The sequence below is a fragment of the Enterobacter sp. N18-03635 genome (assembly GCF_004006055.1).
Lineage (GTDB): Bacteria > Pseudomonadota > Gammaproteobacteria > Enterobacterales > Enterobacteriaceae > Enterobacter > Enterobacter vonholyi.
Map to the genome: position 1 here is coordinate 2,734,213 of NZ_CP034769.1, position 18,818 is coordinate 2,753,030.

The following is an 18,818-nucleotide window of genomic DNA, read 5'->3' on the forward strand; positions in this document are numbered from 1 at the left end:
TTACTCATCTTCGTCGTGGGCAGATTGTTCTTTAACAATACGCACCATATCAACGCGATAATCGTTGGCTTCAACGATCGTAATGTGCAGCGGCGAAAGCTCGATCACATCTCCGACGCGCGGGATTTGCCCGTTAACCGCGATAACCAGACCGGCAACGGTCGCGATGTCTTCTTCATCGTTGATGACGTTTTCCAGCCCCAGCGTATGCGAGAGCGCGTGCAGGTCGGTGGTACCTTTAACCAGCCAGCCTTCACCGTCGGCAACGATCTCTGGCGTTTCGTCTTCATCCGGGAATTCACCGGCAATCGCTTCCAGCACGTCCAGCGGCGTGACCAGCCCCTGCACCACGCCAAACTCGTTGGTAACGATAACAAAGCTACCGCGAGCGCGGCGCAGCACCCCGAGAAGGTTGATCGGATCCAGCGTTTCCGGTACGACAATCGCAGGCGATGCGGCAGCAACGGCTTCCACGTTGACGCCCTCTTCCAGGGCCACCAGCATCTCTTTCGCCCGCACGACGCCGATGATCTCATCCAGCTCACCGCGACAAACCGGGAACAGGCTGTGCGGTGAAGAGAGCAGCTGCTGGCGAATTTCATCCACGCTCAGGTTAGCATCGACCCAGCTGATTTCACCGCGCGGCGTCATGATGCCGCGCAGCGAACGGGAGGCCAGAGAGAGCACGCCGTTAATCATGTAGCGTTCCTGTTCCACAAACGCCCCTTCAGGCACCGGAACCGGGTTGTGGTTTTCGGAATCAGACTGAACGTTCACCTGACGGCGACCGCCCATCAGGCGCAGAATGGCATCTGCGGTACGGGCGCGCAGCGGCTGATTCGACTGCTGCTTAATAAAGTTACGACGCGCAATCTGGTTGAACAGCTCGATCAGGATCGAGAAGCCAATCGCGGCGTACAGGTAGCCTTTCGGAATATGGAAGCCAAAACCTTCGGCCACCAGGCTCAGGCCGATCATCAGCAGGAAGCTCAAACACAGCACGACCACCGTCGGATGCTGGTTCACGAAGCGCGTCAGAGGCTTTGAGGCCAGCAGCATGACCGCCATCGCAATGACGACAGCCGCCATCATTACCGGCAGATGATTCACCATGCCGACCGCCGTGATCACCGCATCCAGCGAGAAGACGGCATCAAGCACCACAATCTGCAGCACTACCACCCAGAAGCTGGCATAACCTTTACCGTGCCCATCATCGTGCTGACGGTTTTCCAGCCGCTCATGAAGCTCCGTCGTCGCTTTGAAAAGCAGGAATATCCCCCCGATCAGCATGATTAAATCACGCCCTGAGAAGGTGTAATCCATGACGGAGAACAGCGGTTTGGTCAACGTGACCATCCAGGAGATGACGGAGAGCAGTCCCAGTCGCATGACCAGCGCCAGCGAGAGACCAATCAGACGCGCTTTATCACGCTGTTTTGGCGGCAGTTTGTCCGCAAGGATGGCGATAAACACCAGGTTATCAATGCCGAGAACAATCTCGAGCACTACCAGCGTGAGCAATCCCACCCAGATTGACGGGTCCATTAAGAATTCCATGACAAGCTCCTGCTAAAGGAATGACGAAACGGTGCCCCACTCAACGTGGGCAAAACAGAGGTAGACAGAGTCGATACGTGGCGAGGATCGCCGGTGAATAAGGCGCGAAATGGCCTGGCAGATGACTGACGTCGGTGACGGTCCATATAGTGGGCTGTAGCCCTATACTCCTGAACAATTAAACGGAGGCTAAACATATCAGAGACAATGTGTTTTTAGCAAAGATTTACGTTCCTTTGCAAAGTTCTGTAACACAGCGGCTTTACTCTACGGATAAATCTCTAACGCGAGGCTAAATTACGGATCTTCATCACATAAATTATTTTTTCACTATCTAAAATAATTCGCGGAAGTCTTAGTTTTTTTGAACTCTAACCCTTATCTGAATCGATTCGGTTCGCCAATACGATTCTCAGTACGGCTGCCTGGCAGGCGTATTAATGATAATAAAAGGAGGTAGCAAGTGACCATTGCTATTGTCATAGGCACACATGGTTGGGCTGCTGAGCAGCTACTCAAAACGGCAGAGATGCTGTTGGGCGAGCAGGAAAACGTCGGCTGGATCGATTTCGTTCCCGGTGAAAACGCCGAGACGCTGATAGAGAAATACAACGCTCAACTCGCGAAGCTGGATACCAGCAAAGGCGTGCTGTTTCTCGTTGATACATGGGGCGGCAGCCCGTTCAATGCCGCCAGCCGCATTGTCGTCGATAAAGAGCATTATGAAGTCGTCGCCGGGGTTAACATCCCCATGCTGGTGGAAACCTTTATGGCGCGCGACGATAACCCAGGCTTCGATGAGCTGGTGGCGCTGGCCGTTGAAACCGGTCGCGAAGGGGTAAAAGCCCTGAAAGCACAGCCGGTTGAAAAACCTGCCCCTGCGCCTGCTGCGGCACCAAAAGCAGCTGCACCGGCAAAACCAATGGGCCCGAACGATTACATGGTGATCGGCCTTGCGCGTATTGATGACCGCTTAATCCACGGTCAGGTTGCCACGCGCTGGACCAAAGAGACCAACGTTCGACGCATCATCGTGGTCAGCGACGAAGTGGCCGCTGATACCGTACGTAAAACCCTTCTGACTCAGGTTGCTCCTCCTGGCGTTACCGCGCACGTCGTGGATGTCGCCAAGATGATTCGCGTTTACAACAACCCGAAATATGCGGGCGAACGCGTGATGCTCCTGTTCACTAACCCGACAGACGTTGAGCGCATTGTTGAAGGCGGCGTGAAAATCACCTCCGTTAACATTGGTGGTATGGCATTCCGTCAGGGCAAAACGCAGGTCAACAACGCCATTTCAGTCGATGCGAAAGATATCGAAGCATTCAACAAGCTGAATGCGCGCGGTATTGAGCTGGAAGCCCGTAAGGTTTCCACGGACCAGAAACTGAAAATGATGGATTTGATCGGCAAAGTTGGGAAATAAGCCCGCGCCGGTTTTTCACATAATGCTTATGTAATAGGAGAAGTACAATGGAGATTACCACTCTTCAGATTGTGCTGGTGTTCGTGGTCGCATGTATTGCGGGTATGGAATCCGTACTTGATGAATTTCAGTTCCACCGTCCTCTGGTGGCCTGTACGCTGATTGGGGCCGTTCTGGGTGACATGAAAACCGGTATCATCATCGGTGGTACCCTGGAAATGATCGCCCTGGGCTGGATGAACATCGGCGCGGCAGTTGCGCCCGATGCCGCGCTGGCCTCTATCATTTCGACCGTTCTGGTTATTGCCGGTCACCAGAGTATCGGTGCAGGTATCGCCCTGGCGATCCCGCTGGCAGCCGCAGGCCAGGTGCTGACTATCATCGTTCGTACTATCACCGTTGCCTTCCAGCACGCGGCGGATAAGGCGGCCGAAAACGGCAACCTCACGGCACTGTCGTGGATCCACGTTTCATCCCTGTTCCTGCAGGCGATGCGTATCGCGATCCCGGCGGTTATCGTGGCGATCTCTGTCGGTACCAGCGAAGTGCAGAGCATGCTAAACGCCATTCCTGAAGTGGTCACCGGCGGTCTGAATATCGCGGGCGGTATGATCGTGGTCGTCGGTTATGCGATGGTCATCAACATGATGCGCGCAGGCTACCTGATGCCGTTCTTCTACCTCGGCTTCGTGACCGCTGCCTTCACCAACTTCAACCTGGTTGCACTGGGTGTGATTGGTGCGGTAATGGCGATTCTCTACATCCAGCTCAGCCCGAAATATAACCGCGTCGCGGGTGCCCCAGCGCAGGCTGCTGGTAACAACGATCTCGATAACGAACTGGACTAACAGGTGAGCGAAATGGTTGATATGACAAAAACTACCACCGAGAAAAAACTCACTCCGGGTGATATTCGTGGCGTGTTCATCCGTTCTAACCTGTTTCAGGGTTCATGGAACTTCGAACGTATGCAGGCGCTCGGCTTCTGCTTCTCCATGGTTCCGGCGATCAAACGCCTTTATCCGGAAAACAACGAAGCGCGCCGTCAGGCGATCAAGCGTCACCTGGAATTCTTTAACACTCATCCTTACGTTGCGGCTCCGGTTCTGGGCGTAACGCTGGCGATGGAAGAACAGCGTGCAAACGGCGCAGAGATCGACGATGGTGCCATCAACGGTATTAAAGTCGGCCTGATGGGTCCGCTGGCCGGTGTCGGTGACCCTATCTTCTGGGGTACCGTGCGTCCGGTCTTCGCAGCGCTGGGGGCAGGTATCGCGATGAGCGGCAGCCTGCTTGGCCCACTGCTGTTCTTCATCCTGTTTAACGCCGTGCGTCTGCTGACCCGTTACTACGGTGTGGCCTACGGCTACCGTAAAGGGGTGGACATCGTTAAGGACATGGGCGGCGGCTTCCTGCAGAAACTGACTGAGGGGGCGTCAATCCTGGGCCTGTTTGTCATGGGAGCACTGGTTAACAAGTGGACGCACGTGAACATCCCACTGGTGGTATCGACCATCACCGGTCAGGATGGTCAGACCCGCGTCACCACCGTGCAGACGATTCTGGATCAGCTGATGCCGGGCCTGGTGCCGCTGCTGTTAACCTTCGCCTGCATGTGGCTGCTGCGTAAGAAAGTGAACCCGCTGTGGATTATCGTTGGCTTCTTCATCATCGGTATCGCGGGCTACGCTGTCGGCCTGCTGGGTCTCTAAGTTTCAACGCTATTGGCCGGGGGCTTGCCCCCGGTTTTTTTTATCTGGAGGATGAATGACTGTCACGGACATCGTACTGGTTCTATTTATTGCTGCCCTTCTGGCTTACGCGATCTATGACGAGTTCATCATGCCGCGCCGTCACGGCGAGACGCTGCTCTCCCTTCCCCTTCTGCGACGCGGGCGCGTGGATGCGTTTATCTTCGCGGGTCTCATCGTTATTCTTATTTACAATAACGTCACCAGCCATGGTGCAATATTAACCACATGGTTATTATGTGCGCTGGCATTAATGGCTGTTTATCTGTTCTGGATCCGTACGCCGAAAATCATTTTTAAATCACGCGGATTTTTCTTCGCCAATGTATGGATAGAATATAACCGTATTAAAGAGATGAATTTGTCGGAAGACGGCGTGCTGGTGATGCAATTAGAACAACGCCGCCTGCTTATTCGGGTGAAGAATATTGACGATCTGGAAAAGATATACAATTTACTCCTGAAAACTCAATAGTTTAGATATATAGCAACGGCTATATTCTGCGTTTGCCTTGCGCAAGAAATATAGCCGTTGCTATATCCCATTCGTTAATTTGATCTCTATTTGTTAACGATATCTTCACGCTTAAAGACAAATGAAAATCGTTATCAACAAACGTTTTAAATAATGCCTCCTCATTGTTGTTTTATATTCTCAAAATATGTTAAGGTTGCGCCCGTCGTTGGGGAGTAGCCGATTTCCTGTTTACAGGAAATGTACGTGTCAACATACTCGTTGAAAAACGTGGCGCGTACGGATCGCTTACTGCACATCTTATGTGCATTGGGATCAGGCGAGACCATAGATACATCAACTGCTGTTTACTGGGGGCAGTGATGTGTCATATGGATATCCCCGGTCTGGACGCTGTTATGAATATCTCCGCTACGATCCTCCTCGCTTTTGGCATGTCCATGGACGCATTTGCTGCATCCATCGGAAAAGGCGCCACGCTTCATAAACCTAAATTCTCAGAAGCACTGCGTACCGGCCTGATTTTCGGTGCTATCGAAACGCTGACCCCGCTTATCGGCTGGGGACTTGGCATGCTCGCCAGCCAGTTCGTGCTGGAGTGGAACCACTGGATTGCCTTCGTCCTGCTGGTGTTCCTCGGAGGCCGAATGGTCATTGAAGGTTTTCGCGGCGGTGATGAAGATGACGAGGAGCCGCAGCAGCGCCACGGATTCTGGCTACTGGTCACCACGGCAATTGCCACCAGCCTTGATGCGATGGCCGTCGGTGTCGGTCTGGCATTCCTGCAGGTCAATATTATCGCCACCGCGCTGGCCATTGGCTGTGCAACCCTGATTATGTCCACGCTGGGCATGATGGTCGGACGGTTTATCGGCCCGTTGTTGGGTAAACGCGCAGAGATCCTGGGCGGGATTGTGCTCATTGGCATTGGTGCCCAGATCCTCTGGGCACACTTCGCCGGTTAATCTTCGCGCTGCCAGACGTGGATGCTGAAATCCGTCTGGCAGTGAAATATTGTGTGTGCAGCTAACGTTCCCCATACTTCCGGTTTTGCCCGCCATGCGAACGGCGTCATCTGCAGCAACGCGGTGGCCTCTTCCCCTGTGAGCGACATATCATACGCCACGGTTTGCTCCTGCTTCAGGCTAAAACCGGCCAGCTGTTCAGAATGAGGGGCATGCAGACGTACTTCGTCGTAGATCAGACCTTTCAGCTCCATCAGATGGCGCGGGCCCGGCGTCACGGTGATAACCCATCCGCCCGGTTTCACCACGCGAGCCAGTTCTTCCGCTTTGCAGGGCGCGTAAATGCGGATAACAGCATCCATGCTGGCATCATCAAACGGCAGTCGGTGGCTGGATGCCACGCAGAACATCACGTCCGCGTAACGCTTTGCCGCCGCACGAATGGCCACTTTCGACACGTCCAGACCGAATGTGTTTAGACCCTTATCACGGGCAACCTCTGCAAATCGTGCGGTGTAGTACCCTTCCCCACAGCCGATATCCAGCACGGCGGTGGCTGAAGCAGGCAGTATGTCATTCACCATATGCGCGACGGCCTCCCGCAGCGGCAGATAGTGCCCGGCATCAAGAAACGCGCGACGCGCCTGCATCATCTCTGCACTGTCGCCTGGATCGCGGGAACGCTTATGCTGCACCGGCAGAAGATTCACATAGCCTTCTTTTGCCATATCAAACTGATGCCCCTGCGGACAGGTATAACTTTTATCTGAGTGCGTCAGGGGCGCGTGGCAAAGAGGACAGCTGAAGGACATGGTGACTCCGGAGCATAATCAAAGGGCGAAGTGTACCGCTATTCGCCCTGGTTATAAACGCCCGGTTAACGCATAACGATTAGGTGATCGGAACCCGCCGGTAGCCCGTCAGGTTTCACATTTTCCAGACGCAGCACGTTACCCATAATTTCACTGAAGACAGGCGCGGAGACGGCCCCGCCGTAGTAGGCGCCATTTTGCGGATCGTTAATGACCACCACCAGGGCAAATCGCGGATCGCTGGCAGGCGCAACGCCGGCAGTATAGGCGACGTATTTATCGACGTACTTCCCGCTATCGTCAATTTTCTTCGCCGTACCGGTTTTAACCGCCACCCGGTAATCACGCACGGCAGCCTTAACGCCACCGCCGCCCGGCAGCGCAACGCTCTCCATCATGTGCTCCACCTCGTGCGCAATCTCTTCCGGCATGACGCGGTGCCCGATAACGGGTGGATCGATACGCGTAATCGAAAGAGGTCGCTCGAGCCCGAAGCCGCCAATCGTGGCGTAGACGTGAGCCAGCTGGAGCGGCGTTACCATCAACCCGTAGCCGAAGGCAAAGGTCGCCCGGTCGAGCTGGCTCCAGTATTTACGCTGGGGCAGCAGCCCCGCGCTTTCCCCCGTTAAGCCAAGCCCCGTATTCGTACCAAAACCAAAGTTTCGATAGGTATCAATAAGGTGCTGGACAGGCATCGCCAGCGAAAGTCGGGACACGCCGGTGTCGCTCGATTTTTGCAGGATCCCGGTCATCGTCAGTTCAGGATAGTAGCCCACATCGCGGATACGATGCCCGTCAAGGGTATACGGATGAGTGTCAATCACGCTGTCGGGCTGAACCAGACCCTGCTGCAGGGCCGTCATCAGCACCAGCGGCTTGACGGTCGAACCGGGCTCGAACGTATCGCTGATCGCGCGGTTGCGAAAATCATTTATCGTCGCACCTTCTCGATTATTGGGATTGAAATCCGGATAGCTCGCCATCGCGAGTATTTCCCCGGTTGGGATATTAATGAGCACCGAAGCACCCGACTCGGCCTTATTCCAGGCCACGGCATTATCGAGCGCATCTTCAGTAATGGTCTGCAGCCGCTCGTCAATACTCAACTGAATGTTATGCGCTGGCGAGGGTGCCACTTCCGTCAGGTTTTCAACCACGCGACCGTAGCGGTCTTCCCTTACCTGCCGAACTCCGGCCTTGCCGGTCAGCTGCGCGTTAAAGCTTTTTTCCACGCCTTCAATGCCCTGCCCGTCAATATTGGTGAAGCCAATCAGGTTCGCTGCCACATGGCCTGCAGGATAAAAACGGCGGGATTCATCGCGTAAATTGATGCCGGGCAGATTCAGCTTATCGATCCACTTTGCCTGTGCGGGATCGACCTGGCGGGCAAGATAAATAAAACGCCCCTGCGGGTTGGCGTTAATTCGCGCCGAGAGTGTGCCCAGGGAGAGATGCAGCGCATTTGCCAACGCCTGCCAGCGTTCATCAACGCCAACGCCTCCTTTTGCCAGCACCGCTTTAGGATCGGCCCAAACGGCCTGGACGGGCACGCTCACCGCCAGGGGTCGACCTGCGCGATCCATTATCATGCCGCGCGGCGCATCAATCGTCAGCTGGCGGAGGGATCGCATATCTTCCTGCTTTACCAGATTGTCAGGCTTGATGATTTGCAGCCAGGCAACACGGCCCAGCAAAAAAGCCAGACTACAAAAAATCGCTAAGCAGAGCAGTGCAAAACGCGCCGGCGTGAAATTGCCAGCGGTCGTAATCATTTTCTTCTTCACCTGAACCCCAGGACTGTAAAACAACGTGCTGATTTAACGGGAAAAGATGCGTTATGGGTGGCAAAACAGTGCTACTAACCTCGCAGCTTTGCAACAAGTTACTAACAAGACCGCGAATGGTAATATTTTGAAAGATAAGGGACATAAAAAAGCCCCGCGGTATGCGAGGCTTTATGTCTGAGAGTGAAGTGCTAAGCGCTTCAGTCAGCAGCGGTTCGATCAGATAGCAGTTACGTTAACTGCAGCTGGGCCTTTCTGGCCGTCCTGAATTTCGAACTCAACGTTCTGGCCTTCAGCCAGAGTTTTGAAGCCGTTACCCTGGATTGCAGAGAAGTGTACGAACACGTCTTTGCTGCCGTCAGCAGGAGTAATGAAACCAAAACCTTTAGACTCGTTGAACCACTTAACTTGACCTTTAATCTTTGCCATTTTGCAAAATTCCTTAGAGTGTTTTCTTAGCCCGCAGGCATTAACTGAGATAAAACTGAGACATTACTGCATGAGGCACTAATATAAGGTTCGGCAGAGAAGCGGTATTCAACGACAACGTGTTTACTCAGGACTTCTTTACTGAAAATGCCACACATAAACAGAACTGTACCTCGTTTGACCCAAAACGTGTTATCACACACTATGTTTAATATGGCAAGCCATTTTTAAACATGTCTCGATCCGCCGCACAAATTCGAACAGTGCCTGTCAGGTTTTGCACAATTATGCGCATCACGTACAGACAGCCCTGCTGCGTAACAAAGACCCAGCATTGCTTGCACAACCGCTGTAATCTAAGACTTTTTTAACATAGCTCAATCATTACGAACCGTCCAGCAACCGGGAAAAGAAATCTTACGTCTTGATTGAGTTAGAACAATTTGTGAAAACTTATGCTTAAATCATTGTAACGCGACCAAATTGTTTCAGAGAAAAAACACTGTTAAAAAACCACTTCCGTCTGTATTTAAATGCACCAGTTAATAAACAGCGTTATGCACCAAAATAATGAAATTTTTATGACTCTGCATCAAAAGAAGGCAAGCAAAACGTTTCGATAAAAATAAAACATTCCTGCGAGCGTTTACATCAAGAATATATGCAACAATTTAACGCTTCGTTTATAAGGATAAATATTCACCAATTTTCAGTATCCTGAAAGAATGATTAACTGGTGCTAAATTATCGAGCGCGTTAGTTAACTCCTGCACAGGTTCATCTAGCGCTTCATCTGCCAGTTCAAATACGCCCCAGTGGATGGGAAACGTCAGTGGACAGCCCAGCTGCTGCCACAATGCCACCGCAGATTGCGGATCCATATGATGGACAGCCATGAACCATCGTGGGGCATAGGCACCAATCGGTAACGCGGCAACATCTATCTGGCCCAGGCGTTCAGGAATCAACAGCAGCTCAGGTGAATAGCCTGTATCACCGCTGAACCAGAAACGGTGATGCCGTCCTTCCATCACCCAGCCGCACCACAAGGAACGATTGCGGTTCCATGGCGTGCGCATGCTCCAGTGCTGTGCCGGTACGGCGGTCAGCGTCATCCCCTGCCAGGTGAAACTCTGCCACCAGTCAAGCTCAACTACGCGTTTTGCTCCCCGACGACGAAACCAGTCGGCCAGACCCAGGGGAACAAAAACACTAACGTCGGGAAAGCGCTTGAGAATTCGGCGAATGGTCGCGTCATCAAGATGATCGTAATGATTATGGGAGATGACGACCGCATCAAGCTGATGAAGTTGCTCGACAGACAGTACGGGAGGCGTTTTGCGCTGTGGTCCCAGGAAAGGGAGCGGAGAAGCGCGCCGTGAAAATACCGGATCGGTAAGGATAATATTACCGTCCAGCTGCAGCAACACGCTCGCGTGTCCGAGCCACCATACCCCATCTCCATGAGGTTGCGTGAGCTCTACAGGTTGCCACCAATGTTGGATAAAATCTTCATAACCCAGCGCAGGTGGTTTCGGTAAACCGGCCTCTTTACGCGCTTTACGCCAACGGTCAATGTCGCCGGGTTGATGTCCGACAGGGAGGGTATTACGAAAACCGTTCGGGGTATGATGTTTCAGGGAGGGGTCATACCAGGGGTTTTTCCAGACCACAGCCACCTCCCAGGACAAAAAGATTAACGCTCAGCCACCAGGCGGATAAAGTCATCTTCGTCTTTGTTTTCTTCGGCAACCGCGTCTTTCGGCGCGTCTTTCTCTTCCGGTTCGTTAGCCTCACACAGACGGCGTAGCAGCGCATTCTGACGTTTTTGCTGATCGAGCAGCGCTTCAAGCAGCTCGATCTGCTCGTTAGTCCGGGAGCTGGCTCGGTTCACGAAAAACCAAATGACCAGACCCACGAGCAGAACAACCAAAGAAATCATCAGGGATGCTATATTCAGCAGCCCTGAATTCAGTAACTCACCCATTTCACCACCTCAATAAAAACGTCTATTTTACCACTGGCGCGAAGGAAGGAAATCACGTTGAGAAAAAATGTCTCTTACCACGGAATAAACTTGTTGATTGCGCAAACGCCGCTAAAAAACTGTACATCCTGATCGCACATCACATTGATCGTCTGCGTCCATAACACCACGCACGCTATCAGCACGATAACCAGAATCACCCAGCGTATTTTTTTCACTCCACACTCCGTCTTAAAACCTGATGTAGCGAGGTTATCACGCTTATCTTAAACAAGGACTAACTGTGCCTCTATCACGCTTTTTTTCAGAATCATGCACTTGTTTCATCACGTAAACACATTACGCTAGCATTACGATAACAACGATAAAAGAGGTAATGATGCGCTTTATTGTTCGAACAATTATTGTACTCGCCCTTGTCTGGATTGGCCTTCTGTTATCGGGCTATGGCGTGCTCGTGGGGTGCACCGAAAACGCAGCCGGGCTAGGCATTCAGTGTAAATATTTAACAGCACAAGGAATGAGCACAGCCCAGTATCTGCATACTGACAGCGGGATCGTTGGCTTAACCCACTGCCCTGTACTGCGTAAAACATCCGTCGTGATTGATAATGGCTAATCAGTCTGATTATGATGAAAAAAAAACGCCGCATCAGATGCGGCGTTTTTTACGAAGAGGGATTAAAACGGGTATTCGTGATATCCCATCTGTGCAGAAATTTTACGTGCGGCAGTGTGCAGAATAGCCACATACTCATGCAAACGCTCTTCAGAGAAGCGTAAAGTCGGGAAGGAGATACTTAAGCCCGCAATCACCACGCCAAAGCGGTCAAACACCGGAACGCCGATGCAGCGCAGCCCTTCTTCCTGCTCTTCATTATCTTCGCCATACCCCTGCTCGCGTACGTGATCCAACACCGTTAACAGCGCGTCTGTGCTGGTAATGGTTCGTGAGGTACTTTGCTTGTATTCCACCCCTTCGAGGATCTGCTTCACTTCCTCACGATCGCGCCACGCCAGCAGAACCTTACCAATCGCGGTACTGTAGAGTGGGTTGCGACGACCAATGCGCGAATACATGCGCAGATTGTACATGGAGTCGATTTTATGGATGTAAACAATACTGTCTTCATCCAGCGCACCGAGATGGATGGTCTCTTTAGTCAGACGAGAGATTTCGCGCATCTGAATATCAGCGCTGCGGATCAGGTCAACATTTTGTAGCGCGCGGGCACCCAGTTCAAACAGCTTCAGCGTCAGAGAATATTTTTCAGATTCGCCTTCCTGGGCGACATAGCCCAGCGACTTCATGGTTTGCAAAAAGCGATATACGGTGCTTTTAGACATCATCACGCGCTGCGACAACTCTGTAATACCTATTTCACGCTCTTCTCCCAGTGCTTGTAAGATGCCAAACACCTTCAGCACGGAAGAAACAGAATCTGGCTGTTTATCCAAATCCGCAATAGCCATTTACCACCTCATAGAGAGTGTTTTATAAAAATCAGAACCGGTTTTTATTATAAGTTCCCGTCATGTCACCTGCAATCAATCCGCGTTTACTTCGTTACAAATCTGCGACATATCGCGGCTGTAACAATGCTAAAATAGTTATCCTGAGAATAATTTCACACTGAGCTTTTTTAATCTTAATGGAAAAGACCCTTTCCGATGGCCTGCCTTTACCCCAGCGGTATGGCGCGATAGCCACCATCATTATCGGTATCTCAATGGCCGTCCTTGACGGCGCAATCGCGAACGTTGCCTTGCCAACCATCGCCAGCGACCTGCACGCCTCTCCCGCCAGTTCGATATGGATAGTTAATGCCTACCAGATTGCGATCGTGGTTTCCCTGCTCTCGTTCTCTTTCCTGGGCGATATGTTCGGCTACCGTCGGGTGTATCAGTGCGGTCTGGTGGTTTTCACCTTTACGTCCTTGCTATGCGCCCTTTCAGATTCGCTGCATACCCTGACGCTTGCCCGCATTGCGCAGGGTTTTGGCGGCGCGGCGCTCATGAGCGTAAACACGGCGTTGATCCGCTTAATTTATCCGCAACGCCATCTGGGGCGCGGTATGGGGATAAACTCTTTTATTGTCGCCGTCTCTTCCGCCGCCGGACCAACCATTGCGGCGGCGATCCTTTCCGTTGCGTCATGGCAATGGCTGTTCGCCATTAACGTGCCGCTGGGTATTGTCGCCATCTTCTTTGCCCTGCGCTTTCTACCCGCTAACGGTCCCAAAAGCACCATGCCGCGCTTCGACGTGGCAAGTGCGGTGATGAATGCCCTGACCTTTGGCCTGCTGATTACGGCGCTGAGCGGCTTTGCGCAGGGACAGTCCCTGATGCTTACCGGTGTGGAGCTTATCGCTCTGCTGGCGATCGGCTTCTTCTTTGTTCGCCGCCAGCTCACTCTCCCCGTGCCTTTACTGCCCGTTGACCTGCTGCGTATCCCCCTCTTTTCCCTCTCCATTTGCACGTCCGTCTGCTCCTTCTGCGCCCAGATGCTGGCCCTGGTTTCTCTGCCCTTCTTTTTGCAGAGCGTGGTAGGCCGTTCAGAAGTGGAGACTGGCCTGCTGTTAACCCCCTGGCCGCTGGCGACAATGGTGATGGCGCCGCTGGCAGGTTACCTCATTGAACGCGTCCATGCCGGTTTATTGGGCGCTTTGGGGCTGGCGGTGATGGCGACAGGCCTTTTCGCGCTGGCTCTGCTGCCGTCATCGCCAACCGATCTGGACATCATCTGGCGCATGATCTTCTGTGGCGCGGGGTTTGGCCTTTTCCAGTCCCCTAACAATCACACCATCATCACCTCCGCGCCGCGTCATCGCAGCGGGGGTGCCAGCGGCATGCTGGGGACCGCTCGACTGCTGGGGCAAAGCAGCGGTGCGGCGCTGGTCGCCCTGATGTTTAACCTCGCAGGCCAGAACGGCAACCATGTTGCACTCCTCACCGCCGGTGTACTTGCCACCCTCGCAGCTATCGTCAGCGGCCTGCGGGTGACCCAGCCCAGGGTTCAGGCATAAAAAAAGCCGGGCGGAGTGCTCTCCTGCCCGGCTTAGTAGGGTTCTTTGCCTTACTTCAGGTATTCCCCACTGCGCAGCGCTTCAATACGTTTATCCAGCGGCGGGTGAGACATAAACAGCTCGCTCAGCGATTTGGACTTACCGTTAATGCAGAAGGCCATCATGCTGTTCGCTTCCTGCGGCTCATAGCTGGTTTTCAGGCGCTGCAGCGCGGCAATCATCTTCTCACGACCAACCAGCTTCGCCGAGCCGGCATCCGCGTGGAATTCACGGTGGCGGGAGAACCACATGGTGATGATGCTGGCCAGAATACCAAAGACCAGTTCCAGAACCATCGAAACGGCGAAGTAGATCAGCGGGTTGCCGTTGCTCTCTTCACCTTCGTCACGGTTTCCGCCCATAAAGCCTGCCGCGATCTGCGCCAGAATACGGGAGATGAAGATTACGAAGGTGTTTACCACGCCCTGAATCAGGGTCATGGTCACCATGTCACCGTTGGCGATATGGCTGATTTCGTGGGCAATAACCGCTTCGGCTTCATCACGGCTCATGTTCTGCAGCAAGCCGGTGCTGACGGCCACCAGCGACGCATCGCGACGGGCGCCCGTGGCAAAAGCGTTGATGTCCGGGGCATGGTAAATCGCCACCTGCGGCATGGCGATCCCGGCCTGACGGGATTGCTGAGCCACCGTATTCAACAGCCACTGTTCCATATCGTTACGCGGCTGTTCAATAACCTCACCACCCACCGATTTCAATGCCATCCACTTCGACATCAGCAGGGAGATGAACGAGCCACCAAAACCAAACAGCAGCGCCATAATCAACAGACCCTGAACGCTGCTCGACTGAATTCCTGTCAGGCTTAGCACGAGCCCGAAAACCACCATAACCGCCAGGTTGGTGAGCAGGAAGAGCGCGATTCGCATCATAATTTTCTTTTTACCTCAGTTTAACAAAACGCACTATGCGATTACCCACATCGTATGGGTATTGCGGCTATTTTCAAGCATCAGACGGGCGTAAGTCACCAGAAAGACACAACTTTACACAATTGGAAATCTGACTGACGGAAGGATGCAGAACAAAAAGAAACAGGCACAATTTCTTGTGCCTGTCAGGAGGTTATTTTGCCGGAGCGGGCTGTACGGCAGGTTTCTCTTTTTCCTGATTCGCCAGGTCGAGAGCGATATGCACCGTCTCGTCCAGATACGGATCCGGCTCCTGGTAATCTTTTGGCAGATCGTCCAGTTTCTTGAGCAGAGGCTTACCTTCGCGCTTGAAGCGATCGTTGATACGCGCAAGGCGAGTTGCATCGTCTTCGTTGTTCTCTTTCTCACGCTGTGCGTAATTCAGAGAAACAATATTCCGCTTATCTTTCAGGGCATTGAATCGTGCAATATCCTTCATGATGTACTGGAATTCCGGATCCTTCGCGATGCGGTCGTTATGCGCTTTCAGCAGTTCAGGGCCAAACTGGGTCATATCACCCGCCTTCACGTAAGTCGCGGCATTGATGCTGTCCCACGGCAACGCGTTATCTTCAAACTTCTCGCCGGTTTCCGTCTCCTGGGTGCCAGTCGGCATGATGATGTCCGGCGTGACGCCCTTACGCTGCGTACTGCCGCCGTTCACGCGGTAGAATTTCTGAATGGTGTACTGAACCGAGCCCAGCGCAGGCCATTCCGGACGCAGCATCTGATCGTAAATACGATTCAGAGAGCGGTACTGCTGAACGGTGCCTTTCCCGAAGGTTGGCTCACCGACGATCAGCGCGCGGCCATAGTCCTGCATTGCAGCGGCAAAGATCTCAGACGCGGAGGCACTGAAGCGGTCAACCAGGACCACCAGCGGGCCTTTGTAGTAGACCACACCGTCGTTGTCGGCATCTTCACGGACTTTACCGTTGTTATCTCGCACCTGAACCACCGGGCCAGATGGGATGAACAGGCCAGAGAGTGAAACCGCTTCCGTCAGCGCACCGCCGCCGTTACTGCGCAAGTCGATGATGATGCTGCTAACGTTCTGCTTTTCAAGCCTCTGCAGCTGAACTTTCACATCGTCCGTCAGCCCCACGTAGAAGCCAGGAATATCCAGGACACCAACCTTCTCTTTACCCACGGTTTTCACCGACATTTTCACCGCGCGGTCTTCCAGACGGATACGCTCGCGGGTCAGGGTAACGATACGGGTTTTGGTGCCTTTACCGGCAGGCAGAATTTCCAGACGTACCTTGCTGCCTTTCGGACCTTTGATCAGCGCAACCACGTCATCGAGACGCCAGCCGATCACATCGACCATGTTCTGGCCGGTTTGTCCAACACCCACAATGCGATCGCCTACGCTAATCGCTTTGCTTTTGGATGCCGGGCCACCCGCGACCATTGAATTGATCACCGTGTAATCATCGTCCATCTGCAGCACCGCGCCGATACCTTCCAGAGACAGGCTCATTTCGGTATTGAACTGCTCAGTGTTGCGCGGAGAGAGGTAGTTGGTGTGCGGATCGATTTCGTGCGCAAAGGCGGTCATCGCGAGTGAGAAAACATCCTCGCTGTTGGTCTGCGCCAGACGACGAATAGCAAATTTATAACGACGCGTCAGCGTGTCGCGGATCTCTTTTTCGTCTTTGCCGGTCAGCTTAAGGCTCAGTTCGTCGTATTTAACTTTGCCGTCCCAAAGCGCATTCAACTCGGCTTCATCTTTTGGCCAGGGCGCTTTGCTGCGATCCAGATTAAAGGTGTCGTTGCCGGTGAAGTCCATTGGACGTTCCAGCACTTTCAGCGCGTACTGATAGCGTTCAAAACGACGCTTTTGCGACAGGTTGTAGAGATCGTAGAACAGATCCAGCTTGCCTGAACGCAACTCGTCACCCACCTCGGATTTGCGCTTAGCGAACTGCTCGACATCGCTGGCGAGCAAAACGTTATGGCTGTAATCCAGCAAGTTCAGATAGCGGTCAAAGATTTTGGCCGAAAAGGCCTGATCGAGATCGAACTGACGATAGTGCGAGCGGGTAAAACGTGAGGTCACGCGCTCGCTCACCGTCGCGTGCTGCGTCTCTTCCTTGAGTACCGGAATTTGATCAACACGCGTGATATCGTCCACTGCAAAAGCGTGACCTGTTATAGCAAACAGACCCGCCAGCGCGGTGAGCTTAAAAAAAGTGTTCATGCCAGGCTTGGCCTCCGTTTCAGAACAACAAGTGTTCTGCGCGTACAATCATTGACATACCAGAAGTCAGCTGTACACGAACGCCATCTTTGGTGATTTCCAGTACGGTGGCGTCCATAGCATTGTTACCCGCTTTTACCTTCAGCGCCTGACCCACGCTCAGGGCGTTAATGTCAGAAACCGGCGTATGGCGCGGCTCTTCACGAGGGGCACGCGGGGCTTTTGCTGCTGGTTTGTCTGCACGCGGTTTGCGATCGTTATTATCGTTACGGCGCGGCGCAGGGCGCGGTTTACGCTCACGACGAGGCGCTTCTTCCTGGCCGTTTGCCGCGGCGGCTTCGCGTTTTTTCGCCTGCTGTTCTGCACGTTGTGCCTGAACGCGTGCTTTGGCTTCTTCAAGCTGCTTGCGCGCGTGCTCAACGTGCTGCTCGTCCAGCTCACCGCAAGGGTTGCCGTCGAGGTCCACGCGGGTAGCGCCTGGTTTGATACCGTACAGGTAACGCCAGCTCGAAGTATAAAGACGTAAGGCGGAACGCAGCTGAGTTTTGCTGAGGTTCATTTCCCCTTCAACACGCGCCACCAGATCCTGAAAAATACCGACTTTCAGGGGACGAGCTTCACCTTCCGCGCTGAAGCACTGCGGGAAACGCTCGGCCAGAAATGCGATAACTTCTTTACTGCTATTCAACTTAGGTTGATTTTCCATGAAATTTCCTGATTACAACGGACGTTGCCAACAAGCGCAGGCATGAACAGGCGTCATTATAATGACGCTATCAGTAAATGCTACGTTATCCGTTGATTATCCTGCGACGCTCGCAAAGAATTTTTGATAATCGGTTGCAGCGAGTACGTTTTCCAGATTCGCCACCAGCTCGCGCAGCCCCTGTTCGTCCTCGGTTGTAAAGCGACTGAAGACCGTACTGTCGATATCCAGAACGCCAATAATCTGATTTTTGACCACCAGCGGCAAAACGATTTCAGAATTACTGGCGGCATCACAGGCAATGTGTCCGTCAAACGCATGGACATCTTCCACACGCTGGACCTGATTCTCTGCTACCGCCGTGCCGCATACGCCACGCCCTACCGGAATACGCACGCAGGCCAGTTTGCCCTGGAACGGACCGAGCACCAGCGTTTCACCTTCCAGAAGGTAAAAGCCGGCCCAGTTTACGTCAGAGAGACGTTCAAACAGCAATGCGCTAGTATTTGCCAGAGTGGCTAAGAAGCTGGTCTCACCCGCCATCAATGCCTTAAAATCGCGGTTCAGATCCGCGTAGAATTCTGTTTTGTTCATTATTCAATCACTTAGTTGTCTTACAAATTTACCGCATAGCCTATTAAAATAAGCATTAAATGCGCTCATGCTCAAGATGAATCCGTTCATGAGTTATTATAACTTTCAACAATACTTATTTGTGCG

At 53.0% G+C, this 18,818-nt stretch carries 19 protein-coding genes and 1 pseudogene; 7 read left to right on the forward strand and 13 right to left on the reverse strand.

From position 1 onward, the window contains the following. Positions 1–1,560, reverse strand: a complete 1,560-nt coding sequence (gene yoaE / locus ELK40_RS13760) for a CNNM family cation transport protein YoaE (RefSeq protein WP_111964792.1) — start codon at positions 1,558–1,560, stop codon at positions 1–3. Positions 1,561–2,023: 463 nt separating this feature from the next. Between yoaE and manX the strand changes: the two genes are divergently transcribed. The 5 genes from manX to mntP all read left to right on the forward strand — a co-directional run bounded on the left by manX (position 2,024) and on the right by mntP (position 6,180). Then, positions 2,024–2,989 (forward strand): PTS mannose transporter subunit IIAB, encoded by a 966-nt coding sequence (gene manX, locus ELK40_RS13765; protein ID WP_111964793.1) that lies wholly within the window; start codon positions 2,024–2,026, stop codon positions 2,987–2,989. A 47-nt stretch (positions 2,990–3,036) separates the two neighbouring features. After that, complete coding sequence (gene manY / locus ELK40_RS13770) at positions 3,037–3,837, forward strand: PTS mannose transporter subunit IIC (protein WP_008500490.1); 801 nt, start codon at positions 3,037–3,039, stop codon at positions 3,835–3,837. 12 nt (positions 3,838–3,849) lie between these two features. Next, complete coding sequence (locus ELK40_RS13775; RefSeq protein ID WP_028018668.1) at positions 3,850–4,701, forward strand: PTS mannose transporter subunit IID; 852 nt, start codon at positions 3,850–3,852, stop codon at positions 4,699–4,701. Between the two features lie 55 nt (positions 4,702–4,756). Continuing rightward, positions 4,757–5,215, forward strand: a complete 459-nt coding sequence (locus ELK40_RS13780; RefSeq protein WP_111964794.1) for a DUF986 family protein — start codon at positions 4,757–4,759, stop codon at positions 5,213–5,215. Positions 5,216–5,613: 398 nt separating this feature from the next. Further along, the gene (mntP, locus tag ELK40_RS13785; RefSeq protein ID WP_127731419.1) at positions 5,614–6,180 is read left to right on the forward strand and encodes a manganese efflux pump MntP; all 567 of its coding nucleotides are present in this window, start codon (positions 5,614–5,616) and stop codon (positions 6,178–6,180) included. Here the strand turns inward: mntP and rlmA are convergent. The 7 genes and pseudogenes from rlmA to mgrB form a co-directional block, all read right to left on the reverse strand. Beyond that, entirely contained in the window at positions 6,177–6,992 is an 816-nt protein-coding gene (rlmA, locus tag ELK40_RS13790; protein ID WP_127731421.1) for a 23S rRNA (guanine(745)-N(1))-methyltransferase, read from the reverse strand. The genes mntP and rlmA overlap by 4 nt on opposite strands. Before the next feature lie 65 nt (positions 6,993–7,057). Next, positions 7,058–8,764, reverse strand: coding sequence for a peptidoglycan glycosyltransferase FtsI (gene ftsI, locus ELK40_RS13795; protein ID WP_127731423.1), 1,707 nt, complete (start codon positions 8,762–8,764; stop codon positions 7,058–7,060). A gap of 231 nt (positions 8,765–8,995) precedes the next feature. Next, positions 8,996–9,205: a transcription antiterminator/RNA stability regulator CspE gene (cspE, locus tag ELK40_RS13800; protein WP_001062678.1), complete on the reverse strand. Its 210-nt coding sequence runs from the start codon at positions 9,203–9,205 to the stop codon at positions 8,996–8,998. 13 nt (positions 9,206–9,218) lie between these two features. Further along, a pseudogene (locus ELK40_RS13805) lies at positions 9,219–9,363 on the reverse strand (DUF2627 domain-containing protein). Positions 9,364–9,888: 525 nt separating this feature from the next. Then, positions 9,889–10,878 (reverse strand): MBL fold metallo-hydrolase, encoded by a 990-nt coding sequence (locus tag ELK40_RS13810; RefSeq protein WP_127731425.1) that lies wholly within the window; start codon positions 10,876–10,878, stop codon positions 9,889–9,891. Between the two features lie 23 nt (positions 10,879–10,901). After that, positions 10,902–11,192: a YebO family protein gene (locus ELK40_RS13815; protein ID WP_127731427.1), complete on the reverse strand. Its 291-nt coding sequence runs from the start codon at positions 11,190–11,192 to the stop codon at positions 10,902–10,904. A gap of 74 nt (positions 11,193–11,266) precedes the next feature. Next, positions 11,267–11,410 (reverse strand): PhoP/PhoQ regulator MgrB, encoded by a 144-nt coding sequence (gene mgrB, locus ELK40_RS13820; RefSeq protein WP_013096124.1) that lies wholly within the window; start codon positions 11,408–11,410, stop codon positions 11,267–11,269. A gap of 161 nt (positions 11,411–11,571) precedes the next feature. Here mgrB and ELK40_RS13825 point away from each other — a divergent pair, with 161 nt between their 5' ends. Next, positions 11,572–11,811 (forward strand): YobH family protein, encoded by a 240-nt coding sequence (locus ELK40_RS13825; protein WP_127732805.1) that lies wholly within the window; start codon positions 11,572–11,574, stop codon positions 11,809–11,811. Between the two features lie 62 nt (positions 11,812–11,873). On the opposite strand, the gene kdgR is transcribed toward ELK40_RS13825, so the two are convergent. After that, entirely contained in the window at positions 11,874–12,665 is a 792-nt protein-coding gene (gene kdgR, locus ELK40_RS13830; RefSeq protein WP_111964800.1) for a DNA-binding transcriptional regulator KdgR, read from the reverse strand. A 179-nt stretch (positions 12,666–12,844) separates the two neighbouring features. Between kdgR and ELK40_RS13835 the strand changes: the two genes are divergently transcribed. Then, positions 12,845–14,218, forward strand: a complete 1,374-nt coding sequence (locus ELK40_RS13835) for an MFS transporter (RefSeq protein WP_127731428.1) — start codon at positions 12,845–12,847, stop codon at positions 14,216–14,218. A 50-nt stretch (positions 14,219–14,268) separates the two neighbouring features. Here the strand turns inward: ELK40_RS13835 and htpX are convergent, their stop codons facing one another. The 4 genes from htpX to ELK40_RS13855 form a co-directional block, all read right to left on the reverse strand. Continuing rightward, positions 14,269–15,150, reverse strand: a complete 882-nt coding sequence (gene htpX / locus ELK40_RS13840) for a protease HtpX (RefSeq protein ID WP_127731430.1) — start codon at positions 15,148–15,150, stop codon at positions 14,269–14,271. A 193-nt stretch (positions 15,151–15,343) separates the two neighbouring features. After that, the gene (gene prc / locus ELK40_RS13845; protein ID WP_127731432.1) at positions 15,344–17,392 is read right to left on the reverse strand and encodes a carboxy terminal-processing peptidase; all 2,049 of its coding nucleotides are present in this window, start codon (positions 17,390–17,392) and stop codon (positions 15,344–15,346) included. 19 nt (positions 17,393–17,411) lie between these two features. Continuing rightward, positions 17,412–18,098: an RNA chaperone ProQ gene (proQ, locus tag ELK40_RS13850; protein ID WP_028018656.1), complete on the reverse strand. Its 687-nt coding sequence runs from the start codon at positions 18,096–18,098 to the stop codon at positions 17,412–17,414. Between the two features lie 96 nt (positions 18,099–18,194). Beyond that, positions 18,195–18,692 (reverse strand): GAF domain-containing protein, encoded by a 498-nt coding sequence (locus ELK40_RS13855; RefSeq protein WP_008500476.1) that lies wholly within the window; start codon positions 18,690–18,692, stop codon positions 18,195–18,197. Between the last annotated feature and the right edge of the window lie 126 nt (positions 18,693–18,818).